A 15,789-nucleotide genomic window follows, 5' to 3' on the forward strand; every position below is an offset into this window, starting at 1 on the left:
GTCCCGCATCGGCGGCCCCCTCAAGTCTTCAGAGATTGAACAAGACGGCTTGCCGACTGACCTGCGGATTTGAGTGACAAACCCATGCCAAAACGTACAGACATTAAAAGCATCCTGATTCTCGGCGCTGGCCCGATCGTGATCGGCCAGGCCTGTGAATTCGACTACTCCGGCGCCCAGGCCTGTAAAGCCCTGCGCGAGGAGGGTTACCGCGTCATCCTGGTGAACTCCAACCCGGCCACCATCATGACCGACCCGGCCATGGCCGACGCCACCTACATCGAACCGATCAAGTGGCAGACCGTTGCCAAGATCATCGAGAAAGAACGTCCGGACGCGCTGCTGCCCACCATGGGCGGCCAGACTGCTCTGAACTGCGCCCTGGACCTGGAGCGCGAAGGCGTTCTGGAAAAGTTCGGCGTAGAGATGATCGGTGCCAACGCCGATACAATCGACAAGGCTGAAGACCGTTCGCGTTTCGACAAGGCGATGAAGTCCATCGGCCTGGCGTGCCCGCGTTCCGGTATCGCCCACAGCATGGAAGAGGCCAACGCGGTCCTCGAGAAGCTCGGCTTCCCGTGCATCATCCGTCCGTCCTTCACCATGGGCGGCACCGGTGGCGGTATCGCTTACAACCGTGAAGAGTTCGAAGAAATCTGCGCCCGCGGTCTGGACCTGTCGCCGACCAAAGAGCTGCTGATCGACGAATCGCTGATCGGCTGGAAAGAATACGAGATGGAGGTTGTCCGCGATAAGAAGGACAACTGCATCATCGTCTGCTCCATCGAAAACTTCGACCCGATGGGTGTGCACACTGGTGACTCGATCACCGTTGCTCCGGCACAGACCCTGACCGACAAGGAATACCAGATCCTGCGTAACGCCTCCCTGGCGGTGCTGCGCGAGATCGGCGTGGAAACCGGTGGTTCCAACGTTCAGTTCGGTATCTGCCCGAACACCGGTCGCATGGTCGTGATCGAAATGAACCCGCGCGTGTCGCGTTCCTCGGCGCTGGCTTCGAAAGCCACTGGCTTCCCGATCGCCAAGGTCGCGGCCAAGCTGGCTGTGGGCTACACCCTCGACGAGCTGTCGAACGACATCACTGGCGGCAAGACCCCGGCGTCTTTCGAACCGTCCATCGACTACGTCGTGACCAAGCTGCCACGTTTCGCCTTCGAGAAGTTCTCCAAGGCTGACGCGCGCCTGACCACCCAAATGAAGTCGGTGGGTGAAGTCATGGCCATCGGCCGTACCTTCCAGGAATCCCTGCAGAAAGCCCTGCGCGGCCTGGAAGTTGGTGTTTGCGGCCTGGACGAGAAGGTTGATCTGAGCAACCCGGAAAGCATGAGCGTGCTCAAGCGCGAGCTGACCGTGCCGGGCGCCGAGCGTATCTGGTACGTGGCGGACGCCATGCGCGCCGGCATGAGTGTTGAAGACATCTTCGGCATGACCATGATCGATCCTTGGTTCCTGGTGCAGATGGAAGACCTGATCAAGGACGAAGAGAAGGTCAAGACCCTGGGTCTGACCAGCATCGACCGCGACCTGATGTTCCGTCTCAAGCGCAAAGGCTTCTCCGATATGCGCCTGGCCAAGTTGCTGGGTGTGACCGAGAAGGCCCTGCGTGCTCATCGTCACAAGCTGGAAATCTTCCCGGTCTACAAGCGCGTCGACACCTGCGCTGCCGAGTTCGCCACCGACACTGCTTACCTGTACTCGACGTATGAAGAAGAGTGCGAAGCGGCGCCATCGGGTCGCGACAAGATCATGATCCTGGGTGGCGGTCCGAACCGTATCGGCCAGGGCATCGAGTTCGACTACTGCTGCGTACACGCGGCACTGGCCCTGCGCGATGACGGTTACGAGACCATCATGGTCAACTGCAACCCGGAAACCGTTTCCACCGACTACGACACCTCCGATCGCCTGTACTTCGAGCCAGTGACCCTGGAAGACGTGCTGGAAATCGTTCGCGTCGAGAAGCCGAAAGGCGTGATCGTCCAGTACGGCGGCCAGACTCCGCTGAAACTGGCCCGCGCCCTGGAAGCTGCTGGCGTGCCGATCATCGGCACCAGCCCTGACGCCATCGACCGTGCCGAAGACCGTGAGCGCTTCCAGCAAATGGTTCAGCGCCTGAACCTGCGTCAGCCGCCAAACGCCACCGTGCGCAGCGAAGACGAAGCCATTCGTGCCGCCGCCAAGATCGGTTACCCGTTGGTGGTGCGCCCGTCCTACGTACTGGGCGGTCGTGCGATGGAAATCGTCTACGAAGAAGAAGAACTCAAGCGCTACCTGCGTGAAGCGGTTCAAGTGTCCAACGACAGCCCGGTGCTGCTGGACCACTTCCTCAACTGCGCCATCGAAATGGACGTGGATGCGGTCTGCGACGGTAAAGATGTGGTAATCGGCGCGATCATGCAGCACATCGAGCAGGCCGGTGTTCACTCCGGTGACTCCGCGTGCTCGCTGCCGCCGTACTCGCTGCCGGCGCACATCCAGGACGAGATGCGCGAACAGGTCAAGAAAATGGCCCTGGAACTGGGCGTGGTCGGCCTGATGAACGTGCAGTTGGCGCTGCAAGGCGAAGACATCTACGTCATCGAAGTCAACCCGCGTGCTTCCCGTACCGTACCGTTCGTGTCCAAGTGCATCGGAGTTTCCCTGGCGATGATCGCAGCGCGCGTGATGGCCGGTAAAACCCTGAAAGAGCTGGGTTTCACCAAGGAAATCATCCCGAACTTCTACAGCGTGAAAGAGGCGGTGTTCCCGTTCGCCAAATTCCCTGGCGTTGACCCGATCCTCGGCCCAGAGATGAAGTCGACCGGTGAAGTGATGGGCGTGGGCGACACCTTCGGTGAAGCGTTCGCCAAGGCCCAGATGGGTGCCAGCGAAGTGTTGCCGACCGGCGGTACTGCGTTCATCAGCGTACGTGACGACGACAAGCCACTGGTTGCGGGCGTGGCCCGTGATCTGATCAACTTGGGCTTCGAAGTGGTTGCCACAGCCGGGACTGCCAAGCTGATCGAGGCTGCAGGCCTGAAAGTGCGCCGTGTGAACAAGGTGACCGAGGGTCGTCCGCACGTGGTCGACATGATCAAGAATGACGAAGTCACGCTGATCATCAACACCACCGAAGGTCGTCAGTCGATCGCTGATTCGTACTCCATTCGTCGTAATGCCCTGCAGCACAAGATTTACTGCACCACCACCATTGCTGCTGGCGAAGCCATCTGCGAAGCGCTGAAGTTCGGTCCCGAGAAGACCGTGCGCCGCTTGCAGGATCTACACGCAGGATTGAAGGCATGAGCATAACGAAGTACCCAATGACCGTTCAGGGCGCTCGCGCCCTGGAAGAAGAGCACACTCACCTGACCAAGGTCGTTCGTCCGAAGCTCAGCCAGGACATCGGTACGGCCCGCGAGTTGGGTGATTTGAAGGAAAACGCCGAATACCACGCTGCCCGCGAGCAGCAGGGTATGGTCGAGGCACGGATCCGTGATATCGAAGGCCGCATGCAGAACGCGGTGATCATCGATGTGACGACCATTCCTCACACCGGCAAGGTGATTTTCGGCACCACCGTCGAAATCGCCAACGTCGAAACCGATGAAAGCGTGACTTACCAGATCGTTGGTGAGGACGAGGCTGACATCAAGCTGGGCAAGATTTCCGTCGGTTCGCCGATCGCTCGCGCCTTGATTGCCAAGGAAGAGGGTGATGTGGTCGCTGTGAAAACGCCTGGTGGTGTTATCGAGTACGAGATTGTCGAAGTTCGCCACGTCTGAAGGCCGGCGCCCGTTTCGTGCGGGCGCCATGCTTTGGCAGCTGACCCAGATGTTGTGGGTCGGTGGCTTGTGGCTGTTGCAAGTTGGTCTGTTGCCGGTGCTGGGCCGAATTGGCCTGGCGCCGCTGCTGATCGACGAAATTGCAGGTACGCTCAATGCGTTGGTAGTGGGATTCGCTACGGCGTGTTTGATTTTTCAGGCTTTGGTGCTGATTAAGGCCGAGGGCCTTGTCAGTCTATGGCGGGATATACGCGGGCAACTGCTGTTGATGGCACTGTATGCGTGCGCGATGTTCTTCGTGGTGCGCTTTGGTTGGCCGGATGCGCTGCGTTGGCAGGCGTTCAGCTATCTTGTCCTGGGCTTTTCCGGGTTGGTGCTGGTGTTGCAGCCGGTTCCGGGGTGGAGTGGCAGGGTGCGCCAGGCACACCCTTGACCCTTGCCATCACTTGAAGCGATGGACGTTCGACAGCTGCTTGTTGACGCTGAAGTTCTTGCGGTAGATCAGCGCCATCTTGCCGATGACCTGAACCAGATCCGCTTTGCCGACCTTGCAGAGCTCTGCAATGGACGCCAGGCGCGATTCGCGATCGAGGATGTTGAGCTTGATCTTGATCAGCTCGTGATCCGCCAAAGCGCGTTCGAGTTCGGCTAACACACCTTCAGTCAAACCATTGTCTGCCACAATCAAAACCGGTTTCAGATGGTGGCCAATGGATTTGTACTGTTTCTTCTGCTCTTGAGTGAGCGGCATAATCTGACCCCTGCGTCTGATCTTGTAAAAAGCGGCGGCCAGTTTACCCGAGCGAGTCCGGGACCGCCCAGTTAATCACGACCCGTTTTAATTCCGAGGTATCCCGTGGCCCGTTCCAAGACAAGCCTTAAGTGGCTGCAAGAACATTTCAACGACCCATTCGTCAAAATGGCACAGAAAGACGGGTACCGTTCCCGCGCCAGCTACAAACTGCTGGAGATCCAGGAAAAGGACCGTTTGATCCGCCCGGGCATGAGCGTAATCGACCTGGGTGCGGCTCCGGGTGGCTGGTCGCAGGTGACCAGTCGTCTGATTGGCGGGCAGGGCACACTGATCGCTTCTGACATTCTTGAAATGGACAGCATCCCCGATGTCACCTTTATTCAAGGCGACTTTACCGAGGATGCCGTGCTGGCCCAGATCCTCGACGCCGTCGGAAATAAAGAAGTAGACCTTGTGATTTCCGACATGGCCCCCAATATGAGTGGATTGCCGGCCGTTGATATGCCGCGCGCGATGTTCCTGTGCGAATTGGCACTGGATCTGTCGACGCGGGTGCTCAAGCCCGGTGGTGATTTTTTGATCAAGATCTTCCAGGGCGAAGGTTTCGACGAATTCCACAAGAGCGTTCGCCAGCAGTTCGAGAAGGTGCAGATGCGCAAGCCGACTTCGTCGCGCGACCGTTCTCGCGAGCAGTACCTGCTGGGTCGCGGTTTCCGCGGTCGCAGTGAGGAATGAGTGAATTTTCGATCGGGGTGATAGGATTTTTGTATTACGCCTTGTCAGAATTAGCGAATATTGTGTAGGAAGTGTTTCACAAAGGGTTACAGACGGCGCCTGCCAAGTTGTAGGTAATGTAGTAAGTTAGGCCGGTGAATATCATGCGAAGCGCGCGCCAGTAGCGGAGCTTGCTTCAGAGGGTAGTTAATTGAACGATATGGCAAAGAATCTGATCCTGTGGTTGATCATCGCGGCTGTCCTGGTGACGGTGATGAACAACTTCTCCAGCCCTAACGAGCCGCAGACCCTCAACTATTCCGACTTCATCCAGCAGGTCAAGGATGGCAAGGTCGAGCGCGTGGCGGTTGATGGCTACGTGATTACCGGCAAGCGCAACGATGGCGACAGCTTCAAGACCATTCGCCCGGCGATCCAGGACAACGGCCTGATCGGCGACCTGGTGGACAACCACGTCGTGGTCGAAGGCAAGCAGCCTGAGCAGCAAAGCATCTGGACCCAACTCCTGGTCGCCAGCTTCCCGATCCTGGTGATCATCGCCGTGTTCATGTTCTTCATGCGGCAGATGCAGGGCGGTGCCGGTGGCAAGGGCGGGCCGATGAGCTTTGGCAAGAGCAAGGCGCGCCTGCTCTCCGAGGATCAGGTGAAAACTACCCTGGCTGACGTTGCCGGTTGCGACGAAGCCAAGGAAGAAGTCGGTGAGCTGGTCGAGTTCCTGCGCGATCCGGGCAAGTTCCAGCGCCTGGGTGGCCGCATTCCTCGCGGTGTGCTGATGGTCGGTCCTCCGGGTACCGGTAAAACCCTGCTGGCCAAGGCTATCGCCGGCGAAGCCAAAGTACCTTTCTTCACCATTTCCGGCTCCGACTTCGTCGAGATGTTCGTCGGTGTGGGTGCCAGCCGTGTTCGCGACATGTTCGAACAGGCCAAGAAACACGCTCCATGCATCATCTTCATCGACGAAATCGATGCGGTCGGTCGCCATCGTGGTGCTGGCATGGGTGGTGGTCACGACGAACGCGAGCAGACACTCAACCAGTTGCTGGTCGAGATGGACGGCTTCGAAATGAATGACGGCATCATCGTGATTGCCGCGACCAACCGTCCTGACGTGCTGGACCCTGCGTTGCTGCGTCCAGGCCGTTTCGACCGTCAGGTTGTGGTCGGTCTGCCGGACATTCGTGGCCGCGAACAGATTCTCAAGGTTCACATGCGTAAAGTGCCAATGGGTGACGACGTTGCTCCGGCCGTGATCGCTCGTGGTACCCCGGGCTTCTCCGGTGCCGATCTGGCCAATCTGGTGAACGAGGCATCGCTGTTCGCTGCCCGTGCCGGCAAACGCATCGTCGAAATGAAAGAGTTCGAACTGGCGAAAGACAAGATCATGATGGGCGCCGAGCGCAAGTCCATGGTCATGTCCGAGAAAGAAAAGCAGAACACGGCTTATCACGAAGCGGGCCACGCCATTGTGGGGCGCGTCGTGCCTGAGCATGATCCGGTGTACAAGGTGTCGATCATCCCGCGCGGTCGTGCGTTGGGTGTGACCATGTTCCTGCCGGAAGAGGATCGTTACAGCCTGTCCAAGCGTGCATTGATCAGCCAGATCTGCTCGTTGTATGGCGGTCGTATCGCAGAAGAAATGACTCTGGGCTTCGATGGCGTGACCACCGGTGCTTCCAATGACATCATGCGTGCCAGCCAGATTGCGCGGAACATGGTGACCAAGTGGGGTCTTTCGGAAAAACTCGGCCCGTTGATGTATGCCGAAGAAGAGGGTGAAGTGTTCCTCGGTCGCGGCGGTGGCGGTCAAAGTGCAAGCTTCTCCGGTGAGACAGCCAAGCTGATCGACTCCGAAGTGCGCAGCATCATCGACCAGTGCTACGGCACGGCGAAGCAGATCCTCACCGACAACCGTGACAAGCTCGATGCCATGGCTGATGCCTTGATGAAGTACGAAACCATCGATGCCGAGCAGATCGACGACATCATGGCGGGTCGTACGCCTCGTGAGCCACGCGACTGGTCGGGTGGCACGGGTACTTCCGGCACCCCGCCGGTGGTACAGGATGAGCGTCCGGAAACACCGATCGGCGGTCCTGCTGCTGACGTATAAGGTTTGAAATGACTTCTGTTCAGTCCTCGACCCGGTTGCCTTGCGGCAACCGGGTTCTTGATTTGGCCCAGACGCATGTCATGGGTATCCTCAATGTCACTCCAGATTCGTTCTCCGATGGTGGCCAATACAGCCAGCTCGACGCGGCCATGCGCCACGCCGAAGCCATGGTGGCGGCCGGCGCGACGCTGATTGATGTCGGTGGCGAATCCACCCGTCCTGGTGCCAGGGCGGTGTCGCCGCTGGAGGAGCTGGAGCGCGTAGCGCCGATTGTCGAGCGCATTGCTCGCGAGCTGGACGTCATCATCTCGGTCGATACCTCAACGCCAGCCGTCATGCGTGAAACTGCGCGTCTGGGTGCCGGGTTGATCAATGACGTACGTGCGTTGCGTCGCGATGGTGCGCTGGATGCCGCGGCGGCCACCGGTCTGCCGGTTTGCCTGATGCATATGCTGGGCGAGCCAGGCGATATGCAGGACAATCCGCAGTATCAGAACGTTACAAGGGAAGTCAGTGAGTTTCTCGCCGAGCGCATGGATCAGTGTTCGTTGGTGGGTATTCCAGCGGAGCGGATCATTCTTGACCCCGGCTTTGGTTTCGCCAAGACCTTGCAGCACAATCTGAGCTTGTTCAAACATATGGAAGCCCTGCATGCCCTTGGGCGGCCCCTGTTGGTCGGGGTTTCGCGAAAGAGCATGATTGGCCAGGCATTGAATCGTCCGGTGGGAGACCGGCTGTATGGCGGTTTGGCGCTCGCGGCGCTGGCTTCGGCGAAAGGTGCGCGTATATTGCGCGTCCATGATGTAGCCGAAACAGTGGATGTGGTGCGGATGATCGCCGCAGTGGAATCAGCCGAATAAGAATGATGGAGCACTTATGAGCAAAAAATATTTTGGCACCGATGGTATTCGTGGGCGTGTCGGTGAATACCCGATTACTCCTGATTTCATGCTCAAGCTCGGCTGGGCTGCCGGCATGGCGTTCCGCAAGATGGGCGCCTGCAAGGTATTGGTAGGCAAGGACACCCGGATCTCCGGCTACATGTTCGAGTCCGCACTTGAGGCGGGGCTTACCTCCGCGGGTGCCGATGTGATGCTCCTTGGGCCAATGCCGACCCCGGCGATCGCCTACCTGACGCGCACCTTTCATGCCGAAGCCGGCATCGTGATCAGCGCGTCGCACAATCCGCATGATGACAACGGCATCAAGTTCTTCTCCGGCAAAGGCACCAAGCTTCCGGATGAGGTTGAGCTGATGATTGAAGAATTGCTCGATACGCCAATGACTGTGGTGGAGTCGAGCAAGATCGGCAAGGTGTCGCGAATCAACGACGCATCGGGACGCTATATCGAATTCTGCAAGAGCAGCGTGCCCACTGGCACCAGCTTCACCGGAATGAAGATCGTGATCGATTGCGCTCACGGTGCGACTTATAAAGTGGCGCCGAGTGTGTTCCGTGAGCTGGGCGCGGAAGTCGTCGTGCTGTCGGCGCAGCCGAACGGGTTGAACATCAACGACAATTGCGGTTCGACCCACATGGGGCCGCTGCAGGCTGCCGTCGTGGCTGAGCATGCCGATCTGGGAATCGCCTTCGATGGTGATGGCGATCGCGTTCAGATGGTCGACCACACGGGTGCGGTGGTCGATGGCGACGAGTTGCTGTTCATCATTGCCCGTGACCTGCATGAGCGCGACAAGCTGCAGGGCGGCGTGGTCGGAACACTGATGAGTAACCTGGGGCTGGAACTGGCCCTGGCTGACCTCGGTGTTCCCTTCGTGCGTGCCAATGTCGGTGACCGCTATGTGATTGCCGAATTGCTGGAGCGCAACTGGATTGTGGGTGGTGAAAACTCCGGACACGTTGTGTGCTTTAGTCACACCACCACCGGTGATGCAATCATTGCTGCGCTGCAGGTGCTGATGGCGCTGCGCATGCGGGATGAAAGTCTGGCGCAGGCTCGTCAGGCGCTGCGCAAGTGCCCTCAGGTGCTGATCAATGTGCGTTTCGGCGGTGGTGCAAACCCACTTGAACATCCAGCGGTCAAGGAGGCCAGCGAGCGTGTGACCCAGGCGATGGCAGGGCGTGGGCGTGTGTTGTTGCGCAAGTCCGGAACCGAACCGCTGGTGCGTGTGATGGTCGAAGGCGAAGACGAAACCCTGGTTCGCGGCTATGCCGAAGAGCTGGCAAAACTGGTTACTGAAGTTTCTGCCTGAATTCGGCTTGCCAGCCTTGATTGTGTTGGGTAACATCTGCGCCCACTTTGACCGACGAGGTACAGCATGCGTCGCCCTATGGTAGCTGGTAACTGGAAGATGCACGGTACCCGCGCCAGCGTCGCTGAGCTGATCAACGGCCTTCGTGACTTGGCCTTGCCGAGCGGTGTTGATGTCGCGGTATTCCCGCCTTTTCTGCATATCAATCAAGTGATTGATGGCCTGAAAGGAAAGTCGATTTCGGTCGGCGCGCAGAATTCTGCGGTGGAGTCCGGGCAAGGTGCGTTGACTGGTGAAGTTGCACCGAGTCAGTTGGTGGATGCAGGTTGTTCCCTGGTGCTTGTCGGGCACTCCGAACGCCGCCAGATCATGGGCGAGCAGGACGGAATGTTGATCCGCAAGTTCGCAGCGGCACAGGCATGTGGCTTGATTCCGGTGTTGTGCATAGGGGAGGCCCTTGAGCAGCGTGAAGCCGGAAAGACTCTTGAGGTTGTCTCGCGTCAGCTAGGCAGTATCATTGAGGAGCTGGGTGTTGGTGCCTTTGCCAAGGCAGTGATCGCTTACGAGCCGGTCTGGGCCATTGGCACCGGGCTGACTGCAACGCCACAACAGGCGCAGGATGTGCACGCAGCCATTCGCGCCCAGTTGGCGGCAGAGAATTCTGAAGTCGCACAAGGTGTGCGGCTTCTATACGGCGGCAGCGTGAAGGCGGCCAATGCGGTCGAACTGTTCGGCATGCCGGATATCGATGGGGGCCTCATTGGTGGGGCTTCCCTGAATGCAGATGAGTTCGGTGCGATTTGTCGCGCCGCGGGAAACTGAAAAAATGCTGGAAACAGTCGTAGTCGTTTTTCATCTGCTGGGTGCATTGGGCGTAGTAGCTCTGGTTTTGCTGCAGCAGGGTAAAGGTGCGGACGCTGGTGCGTCTTTCGGAGCAGGTGCTTCAAATACTGTGTTCGGAAGCCAAGGTTCCTCTACCTTTCTTAGTAAGTTTACTGCTATACTTGCCGCAGGTTTTTTCATAACCAGCTTAGGGTTAGGTTACTTTGCTAAAGAGAAGGCTCAACAGCTGACTCAGGTAGGTCTCCCAAATCCAGCGGTACTGGAAGTTCCAAAGCAACAACCGGCTTCTGATGATGTCCCGGTGCTTCAAGAGCAAAAGTCGGCTACTCCAGCGACTGACGTGCCTCCAGCTCAAGAGCAGAAGTAAGAAGGGTTTCAAACGTAGTATTGCCGAGGTGGTGGAATTGGTAGACACGCAACCTTGAGGTGGTTGTGCCCATAGGGTGTAGGGGTTCGAGTCCCCTTCTCGGTACCAATTAGTCAGGAGAGCCCGCTGTTGCGGGCTTTCTTGCAGGTGGAAGGTTACATTGACCCTGTAGGGGATCGGTCGTATACTTCCGCCCCAGCTTTGTCGCGGGGTGGAGCAGTCTGGTAGCTCGTCGGGCTCATAACCCGAAGGTCGTCGGTTCAAATCCGGCCCCCGCAACCAGTTTAAGGAGCCCCTTTTAAGGGGCTTTTTGTTAGCTGGACACTTTCTACGCCGCTATTCGACGGCGTTTCAAGGATGGGCGTTTCGCCCATTTTTTTATTTTGCATAGCATGCACATACATGCACTAGGGGGTTCAGGTGTCGAGCAAGCTAGAAGAGTTGCAGGCCTTGCTGGCCCCGGTGGTCGTGGCCCTAGGCTATGAATGCTGGGGTATCGAGTTTTCGGCTCAGGGTCGTCACTCGATGTTGCGCGTTTATATCGATAAAGAAGGCGGCGTGCTGGTGGACGATTGTGCCATCGTCAGCCGTCAGATCAGCGGTGTGCTGGATGTTGAAGATCCAATTTCCGTTGAATACACCCTTGAAGTTTCCTCGCCTGGCATGGAACGCCCTCTGTTCACTCTTGAGCAGTTTGCAAAATTTGCCGGTGAACAAGTGAAGATCAAGCTGCGCTCGCCTTTTGAAGGACGACGCAACTTTCAGGGCCTTCTGCGCGGCGTAGAAGAGCAGGATGTCGTGGTGCAGGTAGAAGACCATGAGTTCCTGTTGCCGATCGATATGATCGACAAGGCCAACATTATTCCCAGTTTTGACTGAGGCGTGCCAGATACTGCGGATCCCGCGGATCCAATGGCTTGCGAAAGGCGAGGCGTACGATGAGCAAAGAAGTACTGCTGGTTGTTGAGTCGGTATCCAATGAAAAGGGTGTACCGGCAAACGTGATTTTTGAAGCGCTGGAGCTGGCCCTGGCCACTGCGACCAAAAAGCGTTTCGAAGACGAAGTTGATCTGCGTGTGGAAATCAATCGCCACACGGGTGCCTACGAGACTTTCCGTCGCTGGACGGTCGTCGAAGAGGCAGACCTGGACGATCCGGCCATCGAAACCTGGCCGAGCAAGGTTGCCGAAACGCACCCTGGCGCCAAGGTCGGTGACGTTGTCGAAGAGAAAATCGAGTCCATCGAATTCGGCCGCATTGCTGCACAGACTGCCAAGCAAGTGATCGTGCAGAAAGTTCGCGAAGCCGAGCGAGCTCAGGTTGTTGACGCTTATCGCGAGCGCCTGGGTGAAATCATCTCCGGCACCGTGAAAAAAGTCACCCGCGACAACGTGATCGTTGATCTGGGCAACAACGCCGAAGCGTTGCTGGCCCGTGAAGACATCATTTCTCGCGAAACTTTCCGGGTTGGCGTGCGTCTGCGTGCGCTGCTCAAGGAAATCCGCACCGAGAACCGCGGCCCGCAGCTGATCCTGTCGCGTACCGCGCCGGAAATGCTGATCGAGTTGTTCCGCATCGAAGTGCCGGAAATTGCCGAAGGCCTGATCGAAGTGATGGCTGCGTCCCGTGATCCGGGATCCCGCGCCAAGATCGCCGTCCGCTCCAAGGACAAACGCATCGACCCGCAAGGCGCTTGCATCGGTATGCGCGGTTCGCGCGTCCAGGCAGTGTCGGGTGAGTTGGGTGGTGAGCGTGTTGACATCGTTCTGTGGGACGACAACCCGGCTCAGTTCGTGATCAACGCCATGTCCCCGGCCGAGGTTGCGGCAATTATCGTTGACGAAGATGCCCATGCAATGGACATCGCCGTTGGCGCAGACAATCTGGCTCAGGCCATTGGTCGCGGTGGTCAGAACGTGCGTCTGGCCAGCCAGTTGACTGGCTGGACCCTGAACGTGATGACCGAATCGGACATCCAGGCTAAGCAGCAAGCAGAAACCGGCGACATCCTGCGCAACTTCATCGACGAGCTGGAAGTCGACGAAGAACTGGCTCAGGTGCTGGTAGATGAAGGCTTCACCAGCCTGGAAGAGATTGCCTACGTACCGCTGGAAGAAATGCTCAACATCGACGGCTTTGACGAGGAAATCGTCAACGAGCTTCGCGCTCGTGCCAAGGATCGCTTGTTGACCAAAGCCATCGCTACTGAGGAAAAGCTGGCAGACGCCCATCCGGCCGAAGACCTGCTCTCGCTTGAGGGTATGGACAAGGATTTGGCGATGGAACTGGCGGTGCGCGGCGTAGTTACCCGCGAAGACCTGGCCGAGCAGTCTATTGACGACCTGCTCGACATCGACGGCATTGACGATGATCGTGCCGGCAAGTTGATCATGGCCGCCCGAGCCCACTGGTTCGAGTAATTAGGCGCGGCCTGAGGAGAGAAGTGCATGACGCAAGTCACGGTGAAACAACTGGCCGATGAGGTCAAAACACCGGTAGAGCGCCTGTTGCAGCAGATGCGTGAGGCAGGTCTGCCGCACACCGCCGCCGAAGAAAGTGTGACTGACAGTGAGAAGCAATCGTTGCTGACTCACTTGAAAAGCAGCCACAAGGCGAAAGTGGAAGAACCACGCAAGATTACGCTGCAGCGTAAAACCACCAGCACCCTGCGGGTTGCTGGCAGCAAAAGCATCAGCGTTGAAGTACGCAAGAAGAAAGTCTTCGTACAGCGCAGCCCGGAAGAAATCGAAGCCGAGCGCAAGCGTGAACTGGATGAACGTCGCGCAGTAGAAAATGCTGCACGTCAGAAGGCTGAAGAAGAAGCCAAGCGTCGCGCCGAAGAAGAAGCGCGTCGCCAGCCTGCTGCTGCGCCGACCGCTCCAGCCGAACCTGTTGCAGCGCCTGCTGTGGTAGCCGAGCCAGTGCGTGAAAGCGCACCGGTTGTGGCAGCCGCTCCAGCGCCTGCGGCAGACACTCGCAAGCGCGACGAACAGCGTCGTCCGGACAAACCACGTGCCGACGACAACAATCGTCGCGGTGGTGGCGATGGCGAGCGCAAAAACGCTCCGCATCGTGCTTCGGTCAAGGAAAAGGCGCCAGCGCCACGCGTTGCCCCACGTACTACCGACGAAGAAAGCGATGGCTTCCGTCGTGGTGGTCGCGGCAAGGCCAAGCTGAAGAAGCGCAACGCCCACGGTTTCCAGAGCCCGACCGGCCCTGTCGTGCGCGAAGTGAAGATCGGCGAGACCATCACTGTGGGCGATCTGGCCCAGCAGATGTCGGTCAAGGCTGCTGAAATCATCAAGTTCATGTTCAAACTGGGTACTCCAGCGACCATCAACCAGGTACTGGATCAGGAAACTGCCCAGCTGGTTGCCGAAGAGCTGGGCCACAAAGTGACCCTGGTCAGCGACACCGCCCTGGAAGATTCCCTGGCCGAGTCCCTGAAGTTTGAAGGCGAGGCTGTTTCCCGTGCACCCGTCGTGACCGTAATGGGCCACGTTGACCACGGTAAGACTTCCCTGCTCGACTACATCCGTCGTGCCAAGGTTGCAGCTGGCGAAGCCGGCGGCATCACCCAGCACATCGGTGCGTACCACGTTGAAACCGACCGTGGCATGGTGACGTTCCTCGACACCCCTGGTCACGCCGCGTTTACCGCGATGCGTGCCCGTGGTGCCAAGGCGACCGACATCGTGATCCTGGTGGTTGCGGCGGACGACGGCGTAATGCCGCAAACCATCGAAGCTGTTCAGCACGCTCAGGCTGCTGGCGTTCCGCTGGTTGTCGCTGTGAACAAGATCGACAAGCCAGGTGCTGACCTCGATCGCATCCGTAGCGAACTGTCGGTACACGGCGTGACCTCGGAAGAGTGGGGTGGCGATACTCCATTCGTACCGGTTTCGGCGAAGATGGGTACCGGTGTAGACGAACTGCTCGAAGCCGTTCTGCTGCAAGCCGAAGTCCTGGAACTGACTGCAACTCCATCGGCTCCTGGTCGTGGTGTCGTGGTTGAATCCCGCCTGGACAAGGGCCGTGGCCCGGTGGCTACCGTGCTGGTTCAAGACGGTACCCTGCGTCAGGGCGACATGGTCCTGGTCGGTTCGAACTATGGCCGCGTGCGTGCCATGCTCGACGAGAACGGCAAGCCAATCAAGGAAGCCGGTCCGGCCATCCCTGTCGAGATCCTCGGCCTGGACGGTACCCCGGACGCTGGCGACGAGATGAGCGTGGTTGCCGACGAGAAGAAAGCCCGTGAAGTGGCTCTGTTCCGTCAAGGCAAGTTCCGCGAAGTCAAACTGGCTCGCGCTCACGCCGGCAAGCTGGAAAACATCTTCGAAAGCATGGGTCAGGAAGAGAAGAAGACGCTCAACATCGTCCTCAAATCCGACGTCCGTGGTTCGCTCGAAGCGTTGAACGGCGCCTTGAACGGCCTGGGTAACGACGAAGTGCAAGTGCGTGTGGTCGGTGGCGGCGTCGGTGGTATCACCGAATCCGATGCCAACCTGGCACTGGCCTCCAACGCTGTACTGTTCGGCTTCAACGTGCGTGCCGATGCTGGCGCGCGCAAGATCGTCGAGCAGGAAGGTCTGGATATGCGTTACTACAACGTGATCTACGACATCATCGAAGACGTCAAGAAAGCCCTGACCGGTATGCTCGGCAGCGATGTTCGCGAGAACATCCTGGGCATCGCCGAAGTGCGTGACGTGTTCCGTTCGCCGAAGTTTGGCGCGATCGCCGGTTGCATGGTTATCGAAGGTGTTGTGCACCGTAACCGTCCAATCCGTGTACTGCGTGAAGACATCGTTATCTTCGAAGGCGAGCTGGAATCCCTGCGCCGCTTCAAGGATGACGCTTCCGAAGTACGTGCCGGCATGGAATGCGGTATCGGCGTGAAGAGCTACAACGACGTCAAGGTCGGTGACAAGATCGAAGTCTTCGAGAAGGTGCAGGTTGCTCGCAGCCTCTAACTCGCGCA

Annotated in this window: 13 protein-coding genes and 2 tRNA genes; 14 read left to right on the top strand and 1 reads right to left on the bottom strand. The window is 58.3% G+C overall.

What is annotated here, in order from left to right:
* Positions 1–84: 84 nt before the first annotated feature.
* From carB to PPUTUW4_RS03555, 3 genes are read left to right on the top strand one after another with little or no spacing between them, the layout of a single operon-like run.
* On the top strand, positions 85–3,306 hold the full coding sequence (gene carB, locus PPUTUW4_RS03545) for a carbamoyl-phosphate synthase large subunit (RefSeq protein ID WP_015093434.1): 3,222 nt from the start codon (positions 85–87) through the stop codon (positions 3,304–3,306).
* Positions 3,307–3,308: 2 nt separating this feature from the next.
* Positions 3,309–3,785, top strand: a complete 477-nt coding sequence (greA, locus tag PPUTUW4_RS03550; protein WP_032829443.1) for a transcription elongation factor GreA — start codon at positions 3,309–3,311, stop codon at positions 3,783–3,785.
* Positions 3,786–3,813: 28 nt separating this feature from the next.
* Positions 3,814–4,218 (top strand): hypothetical protein, encoded by a 405-nt coding sequence (locus PPUTUW4_RS03555; RefSeq protein ID WP_015093435.1) that lies wholly within the window; start codon positions 3,814–3,816, stop codon positions 4,216–4,218.
* A 9-nt stretch (positions 4,219–4,227) separates the two neighbouring features.
* Here PPUTUW4_RS03555 and PPUTUW4_RS03560 read toward each other — a convergent pair whose 3' ends face one another.
* Positions 4,228–4,536: a YhbY family RNA-binding protein gene (locus PPUTUW4_RS03560; protein ID WP_007942889.1), complete on the bottom strand. Its 309-nt coding sequence runs from the start codon at positions 4,534–4,536 to the stop codon at positions 4,228–4,230.
* A gap of 105 nt (positions 4,537–4,641) precedes the next feature.
* Here PPUTUW4_RS03560 and rlmE point away from each other — a divergent pair, with 105 nt between their 5' ends.
* The 11 genes from rlmE (at position 4,642) to infB (ending at position 15,781) form a co-directional block, all read left to right on the top strand.
* Entirely contained in the window at positions 4,642–5,274 is a 633-nt protein-coding gene (gene rlmE, locus PPUTUW4_RS03565) for a 23S rRNA (uridine(2552)-2'-O)-methyltransferase RlmE (RefSeq protein WP_007988685.1), read from the top strand.
* Positions 5,275–5,473: 199 nt separating this feature from the next.
* Complete coding sequence (gene ftsH / locus PPUTUW4_RS03570; RefSeq protein WP_015093436.1) at positions 5,474–7,384, top strand: ATP-dependent zinc metalloprotease FtsH; 1,911 nt, start codon at positions 5,474–5,476, stop codon at positions 7,382–7,384.
* 8 nt (positions 7,385–7,392) lie between these two features.
* A complete protein-coding gene (gene folP / locus PPUTUW4_RS03575) occupies positions 7,393–8,244 on the top strand; it encodes a dihydropteroate synthase (protein WP_015093437.1) in 852 nt (283 codons plus the stop codon).
* A gap of 16 nt (positions 8,245–8,260) precedes the next feature.
* On the top strand, positions 8,261–9,598 hold the full coding sequence (gene glmM / locus PPUTUW4_RS03580; protein WP_015093438.1) for a phosphoglucosamine mutase: 1,338 nt from the start codon (positions 8,261–8,263) through the stop codon (positions 9,596–9,598).
* Positions 9,599–9,664: 66 nt separating this feature from the next.
* The gene (gene tpiA, locus PPUTUW4_RS03585) at positions 9,665–10,420 is read left to right on the top strand and encodes a triose-phosphate isomerase (protein WP_015093439.1); all 756 of its coding nucleotides are present in this window, start codon (positions 9,665–9,667) and stop codon (positions 10,418–10,420) included.
* Between the two features lie 4 nt (positions 10,421–10,424).
* Positions 10,425–10,808, top strand: a complete 384-nt coding sequence (secG, locus tag PPUTUW4_RS27600) for a preprotein translocase subunit SecG (protein ID WP_010463489.1) — start codon at positions 10,425–10,427, stop codon at positions 10,806–10,808.
* Between the two features lie 22 nt (positions 10,809–10,830).
* Positions 10,831–10,916, top strand: a tRNA-Leu gene (locus PPUTUW4_RS03595).
* Positions 10,917–11,013: 97 nt separating this feature from the next.
* A tRNA-Met gene (locus PPUTUW4_RS03600) sits at positions 11,014–11,090 on the top strand.
* A 138-nt stretch (positions 11,091–11,228) separates the two neighbouring features.
* A complete protein-coding gene (gene rimP, locus PPUTUW4_RS03605; RefSeq protein WP_007973115.1) occupies positions 11,229–11,687 on the top strand; it encodes a ribosome maturation factor RimP in 459 nt (152 codons plus the stop codon).
* 59 nt (positions 11,688–11,746) lie between these two features.
* The gene (gene nusA / locus PPUTUW4_RS03610) at positions 11,747–13,228 is read left to right on the top strand and encodes a transcription termination factor NusA (RefSeq protein ID WP_007973112.1); all 1,482 of its coding nucleotides are present in this window, start codon (positions 11,747–11,749) and stop codon (positions 13,226–13,228) included.
* Positions 13,229–13,255: 27 nt separating this feature from the next.
* Positions 13,256–15,781 carry a translation initiation factor IF-2 gene (infB, locus tag PPUTUW4_RS03615; RefSeq protein WP_007973110.1) on the top strand — a complete coding sequence of 842 codons (2,526 nt, stop codon included), beginning with the start codon at positions 13,256–13,258 and terminating at the stop codon, positions 15,779–15,781.
* Positions 15,782–15,789: the final 8 nt, after the last annotated feature.

This window comes from Pseudomonas sp. UW4 (assembly GCF_000316175.1).
Classification (GTDB): domain Bacteria; phylum Pseudomonadota; class Gammaproteobacteria; order Pseudomonadales; family Pseudomonadaceae; genus Aquipseudomonas; species Aquipseudomonas laurylsulfatiphila.